Raw genomic sequence first — 4,937 nt, 5'->3', positions numbered from 1 at the left:
GCCTGACGTCGTACTCGGCGAGCACCAGCAGCCAGACCAGCACACAAACCGCGGCCACGCCTTCCCCCATGGAGGAAGGTTACGGTCCGCCGAGGGCCGCGATCATCGCCTCTTTCGGCGCGGGCAGGCTGGTGAACTGCTCGACCTGTGCGAAGGCCTGGTTCAGGAGCATCTGCAGCCCGCTGATCACCTGCCCGCCCGCGGCCGTGACCGCCCGCGCCAAGGGCGTCGGCCACGGGTCGTAGATCGCGTCGAGCAGCACCGGCGTCCTCGTGACGGTGTCGGCGTACTGGGCGGCGACGTCCGCCGGAATCGTGTTGATCACGACTGCGACGTCGGCCAACGGTGCGCCGAGTTCGAGCCAGCGGGTATCGACGCCGAGCCGCGACCCGAGGTCCAGCAGTGGCGCGGCCCTGCCGAGGTTGCGGGCGACAATCGAAACATGTTGCACGCCAAGCTCGGCCAGTCCGACGAGCGCCGCGGGGGCCGTGCCGCCGGAGCCAAGGATCGCGGCCGGACCGATGTCGTTTCCCCGGTCGCTCCGCTCCTGCCCTCCGAAGACCTCACCGAGGGCCCCTGTCACTCCGTCGATGTCGGTGTTGTCTGCCCGCCAGCCCGAGGCCGTCCGGACGAGCGTGTTGGCCGAGCCGACCAGCTCCGCACGGGGGGTTCGCTCCCCGGCGAATCGCAACGCGGCGAACTTGCCGGGCATGGTCACCGACACACCCACCCACTCGGGGCCGAAGCCGCGAACCAACGGGGGCAATTCATCGGCACCGCACTCGATGCGTTCGTAGCTCCAGTCGGTCAACCCGAGGGCGCGGTAGGCAGCCAGGTGAAGCTGAGGCGACCGGGAATGCGCGATCGGCGATCCGAGAACCGCGGCCCTACGACTCATCGCGCGCTGTCGAGCACACCGTTTTGTCGGGCTAGCTCGATGTTGGCCAGATGCTGTCGATAATCGCGGGTGAACAGCGTGGTGCCCTGCATGTCGGTGGTGACGAAGTACAGCCAGTCACCCGGCTGGGGACTCTCGGCGGCGGCCAGCGCGGGCTGGCCGGGTGAGCAGATCGGTGTTGCGGGCAGCCCGTCGCGCGCGTAGGTGTTCCATGGCGTCACCCTGGCCCGGTCGGCGTCGGTGGTCGCGACCTCCTGACGGTCCAGCGAGTAGTTCACCGTCGAGTCGAACTCCAGTCGGCGGTGATCGGGCGCGATCAACCGGTTGTAGATGACCCTGGCCACCTTCGCGAAGTCCTGTGGCTTCGACTCACGCTGGACGAGGGAGGCCACCACGAGGACCTGGTACGGCGACAGGTTCTCGGCGTTCCCAGCGGCGAGCAAACCATTCTGCTCGTACTGCGTCGCGCTGGCGGAGATCAACGTCGACAGGACGTCCTGTGCGGACGCCGACGGGTCGACGTCCCATGTGCCCGGCGCGATGAGGCCCTCGACACGGCGGTGGTCGGCGCCGAGCGCCTTGACGGGATCCACGGCCCATGCGGGCACCGCCAGCGCGGTCGGGTCCGCCGATCCCGCGGACTTCTTCAGGTCGTCGACGTTGAGGCACTTCTGTTGACCGTCGAGATTCGTACACGTCGCGTCCGAGATCAGCGAGAAGATGCCCTTCGTCACCGCGTTGGTCCTGACGTCGGCGATGTCGTCGAGCTGGCGTCCCTCCGGGATCACCAGTCTGCCCACCCTGTTCTGCGGATCCGCCAGCCGGGCAACGGCATTCGCGGCGGGAATCTCGGTGCGCAGCTTGTAGAACCCGGGCTGGATCGAGGAGATGGCCACATTGCCCGCCGCGGCGTCGACGAAGGCCTGCGACGTGGCCACCACACCGCCGTCCTGCAGGGTCTTGCCGATCGCGGTGGTCGAGTCTCCGTTGTGCACCTGCACGACGACGTCCTTGACGCCGTCTCCCTGGTAGTCGCCGCCCGAGTTACCGAAGACGCCGTGCCACATCCGCGAGCCGAGGAACACGGCGCCGATCACGACGACGATCAGGGCGGCGACCGACAGCCGGCTGAACATGCGGCGCCTGCGGCGGTTGCGGTTGGCTCTTGCGCGTTCGGTCCGGCTCATGTTGCGGCGCGGTCGCCCGACCGCCTCCGGCGCCGTGCGCTCGCGACCCCAATCGTCAGACATCGGCTGCTCCGCGGTGTTGGGCGAGGGCGACTCGCCGCTGGTCCAGCCAGTTCTGCAGGATGCCCACGGCAGCCGCCTGGTCGATCATCGACTTCTGCCCCTTCGCCCGGACGCCCGCCTCCCGCAACGATCGCTGAGCCGTCACCGTGGTGAGCCGCTCGTCGCACAGTCGCACGGGAACGGGGTCGATCCGGGCCGCGAGGGCATCGGCCACCGCGATCGCATCGAGGGCGGACGGGCCGGTTCGGTCGGCGAGGGTCCGCGGCAAACCGACGACGACTTCGACGACCTCGAGGTCGGCGGCAATCTGCGAGAGCCTGCGAATGTGCTTGCCGCCCGCGCCCTTGCCGTCGCGACTGACCGTCTCGACCGGAGTGGCCAGTATTCCGTCTGGGTCGCTGGTGGCGACGCCGATGCGGACGGTGCCCACGTCAACCCCGAGTCGACGACCGCGTCCGGGGTCGTCGCCGCCAGGCCGGTCGGGCTGACGGTCTTCGGTGTGGGTCAACCGAGTCGACTCCGGTCGAGCTCTGCGCGCAACGCGGTCAGGGCCGCGTCGATGCCAGACGCTCCACTGCCCGAGCCCTGCGCGAGATCGGCCTTGCCTCCGCCACGTCCGTTCAGCTCCGATCCCAGCACCTTGACCAATTCGTTCGCGCTCAGCCCGAGATCCTGCGCGGCCGGGTTGACTGCGACGACGTAGGGCACCGAATCGCCATCACCCTCGGCGATCAAGGCGACGACGGCTGGGTCCGAGCCGAGCTTGCCCTTGACGTCACCGACCAGGCTGCGCAGATCCGCGGCGGAGATGCCCCCCGCCATGCGCTGTGCCACCACACGGACCTTACCTACCAGCTGTGCACCTGCGGCGGCGTTCACTGCTGCGGCGCGCGCGTTGGCAAGCCGCGAGCGGTCGAGTTCCTTCTCCGCGGTCTTGAGCCGTTCGACGAGGTTGGCGACCCTGGCGGGCACTTCATCCGACGGCACCTTGAGCGACGACGCCAGACCGGCCATCAGAGCGCGTTCCTTGGCCAGGTACTTGAACGAGTCGAGCCCGACGTAGGCCTCGACTCGGCGCACGCCGGAGCCGACCGACGATTCGCCGAGGATCGTCACGGGGCCGATCTGCGCCGAGTTGTGCACGTGCGTGCCGCCGCACAGCTCCAACGAGAACGGGCCGCCGATCTCCACGAGGCGAACGTCTTCCGGATAGGCCTCGCCGAATAGGGCCATCGCGCCCATCGCCTTGGCCTTCTCGAGCTTGGTGTACATGGTGTTCACGGCGAAGTCGGCCTCGACGGCTTCGTTGGTGACGATCTCGATTTCGTTGCGCTGGTCCTCGGAGAGAGCACCCTGCCAGTTGAAGTCGAACCGCAGGTAACCCGGCCGGTTGAGCGAGCCAGCCTGAACTGCGTTGGGGCCCAGCACTTGCCGCAACGCGGCGTGCACCATGTGGGTGCCCGAGTGACCCTGGGTGGCACCGCGACGCCACGAGGGATCGACCGCCGCCACCACGGTGTCGCCCTCGACGAACTCACCGGACTCGACATTGACGCGGTGCACGAACAACGTCTTGGCGATCTTCTGCACGTCCGTGACGGCCGCCTTGGCGGCGCCGCTGGATCCGGTTCCGGTGATGCCGCCAATGTCGGCGATCTGGCCGCCCGACTCGGCGTAGAGCGGAGTGCGATCGAGCACCAGCTCGATGCGGTCCGCGGCCGGCCCGTCGTGGGCGACGACGGGTACTCGCTTGCCATCGACGAAGATGCCGAGAATCGTTGCCTCGGAGGACAGTTCATCGAAGCCGGTGAACTGGGTGGGGCCGGTGTCGACCAGCTCGCGGTACGCCGACAGGTCGGCGTGCGCATGCTTGCGGGACGCGGCGTCGGCCTTGGCGCGCTGACGCTGCTCCGCCATCAGGCCACGGAAGCCCTGCTCGTCCACGGTGAGGCCGTTCTCCGACGCCATCTCCAAGGTGAGTTCGATCGGGAAACCGTAGGTGTCGTGCAGGGTGAACGCGTCCGTGCCCGAGAGCACGGTGATCCCGGATGCCCTTGTGGAGTTCGCCGCGTCCTCGAACAATCGCGAGCCCGCCGCGAGCGTTCGGTTGAACGCCGTCTCCTCGGCGACCGCGATGCGGTTGATCCGATCGAAGTCGGTCACCAATTCCGGGTATGAGGGGCCCATCGCGTCGCGGACTCGTGCCATCAGCTCGGCGACGATCGGAGTGTCGATGCCGAGGAGCTTGGCCGACCGGATGACGCGACGAAGCAGACGGCGAAGCACGTAGCCACGGCCGTCGTTGCCCGGGCTCACGCCGTCGCCGATGATGATCGCGGCGGTGCGGCTGTGGTCGGCGATGATGCGGTAGCGCACGTCGTCGTCGTGATTGCCCACGCCGTATCCGCGCGGCGCGATTCCTGCGACCAGATCGATCACCGGACGCACCAGATCCGTCTCGTAGACGTTGTCGACGCCCTGCAGCAGGCATGCCACGCGCTCGACGCCCATGCCGGTGTCGATGTTCTTGCGCGGCAACGGACCGAGGATGTCGAAGTCGGACTTGCTGGTGCCCTCGCCGCGCTCGTTCTGCATGAAGACGAGGTTCCAGATCTCGATGTAGCGGTCCTCGTTGGCCTCTGGCCCGCCGTCGACACCGTATTCGGGTCCGCGGTCGACGTAGATCTCCGACGACGGCCCGCACGGTCCAGGGATGCCCATGGCCCAGTAGTTGTCGGCCATCCCGCGACGCTGGATGCGTTCCACTGGCAGCCCGGCCACCTCCGGCC

The 4,937-nt window shown here is 68.3% G+C and carries 4 protein-coding genes; all 4 read right to left on the bottom strand.

From position 1 onward, the window contains the following. Positions 1 to 79: 79 nt before the first annotated feature. Positions 80 to 898, bottom strand: coding sequence for a shikimate dehydrogenase (locus tag ACRDUX_RS11600; RefSeq protein ID WP_526413992.1), 819 nt, complete (start codon positions 896 to 898; stop codon positions 80 to 82). After that, positions 895 to 2,148 (bottom strand): endolytic transglycosylase MltG, encoded by a 1,254-nt coding sequence (locus tag ACRDUX_RS11595; protein ID WP_526413990.1) that lies wholly within the window; start codon positions 2,146 to 2,148, stop codon positions 895 to 897. The genes ACRDUX_RS11600 and ACRDUX_RS11595 overlap by 4 nt, the downstream gene beginning before the upstream one ends. After that, positions 2,141 to 2,656: a Holliday junction resolvase RuvX gene (ruvX, locus tag ACRDUX_RS11590; protein WP_526413988.1), complete on the bottom strand. Its 516-nt coding sequence runs from the start codon at positions 2,654 to 2,656 to the stop codon at positions 2,141 to 2,143. Before ruvX ends, ACRDUX_RS11595 begins: the two co-directional genes overlap by 8 nt. After that, positions 2,653 to 4,937, bottom strand: a 2,285-nt coding sequence (alaS, locus tag ACRDUX_RS11585; RefSeq protein ID WP_526413986.1) for an alanine--tRNA ligase, incomplete at its 5' end; no start/stop codon positions are given. The genes ruvX and alaS, both read right to left, overlap by 4 nt.

The sequence above is a fragment of the Mycobacterium sp. genome (assembly GCF_050701675.1).
Classification (GTDB): Bacteria; Actinomycetota; Actinomycetes; order Mycobacteriales; family Mycobacteriaceae; genus Mycobacterium.
Note: the sequence above shows the minus strand (reverse complement) of the source record. Positions and strands in the feature narration are given on the sequence as shown.